Annotated in this window: 1 protein-coding gene; it reads right to left on the reverse strand. The window is 48.9% G+C overall.

The features are described from left to right. On the reverse strand, positions 1-1,128 hold a 1,128-nt coding region (locus R7P35_RS25690), incomplete at both ends, for a cytochrome c3 family protein (protein WP_318093260.1).

The following is a 1,128-nucleotide window of genomic DNA, read 5'->3' on the forward strand; positions in this document are numbered from 1 at the left end:
TACCCTGCCGAGCCAGCAACAGCACCCAGTCGAATCATCTCGTTCTCATGTTTCACGGCGCGAGCAAGCGCAACCAACGTATTCTGGCCAGTATTGCCTGCCATTCGCTCTAAAGCCGATGCACGAATGATGTCACTGATGGAAGAATCTTGAGCCGTATAAGCCAACGCATCTGAACCACCTTGGTGGCCTATTGCGTCTGCATAAAATGCGACCGAGAAGTGCTGAGTGTTGCGATACCTTGATTTTGGGAACCATTGACCAATCTGCTCATCGGCCCACTTCGCATCTTTATCATCATGACAAGCGGTACAAACATTGGGCGTATTAATATGCTTGCTTAAATCTGGGCGCGGAACGTGCCAACTGTGGTCTCTACGCGTGTCTACCTGCATATAGGTCGTCTCCGGCATGTGGCACGTTGTGCATTTTGATGCTTCGGTGTTCGCTTGATGAAAGGTGTGGTTTTCTGGCAGATAATCTGACGCTACATGGCATTGCGCACATACAGCTTCTTCTGGGATTTTGAGTTGTGCGGTATGTGGATCGTGACAATTTGTGCACGTTACGCCTTTCTCTGCCATGGCCGATTGCAAGAACGAGCCGTAGACATAGTCCTCATCGTAAATTTGGCCATCGTGATAATAGAGCTCAGGGGTAATTAAACTCAGACGGTACTTATCAAGAAACGTACCTTTGACGTGATCCGCTTCTTCATTCAACTGGGTACGTCGACTGTGGCACTGAGCGCAAGTTTGAACTTGGTTGGTTGGCACAATGTCTTTTGGCTGAAGCGTACTGTGCCCTTCTTTGTAGACCCACTCTTTGACTGCGGCTGAAAGATCGCGAGAAAAACCATAATGATTCGCGGTGGCAATTGGCATTCCGTTTTGCTTGGCCTGTTTCGCCATTTCCACGTGCAGACTTGCCGGGCCATGACACGCTTCGCAGCTGACGTTGATTTCCGACCACGTTGTTTGATAAGTATTGCTTTGCGCGTCGTAGTTTTTCTTCAAGTTGGTTGAGTGGCAATCAGCGCACATGAAGTTCCAGTTTTGCCCTGTATTGGCCCAGTAAAACTCATCGGTTGTGGTCGTGTCTGGATATAAATGAAACCAACGTTGCCCG

This window comes from Vibrio sp. Vb0304 (assembly GCF_033338995.1).
GTDB lineage: Bacteria > Pseudomonadota > Gammaproteobacteria > Enterobacterales > Vibrionaceae > Vibrio > Vibrio alginolyticus.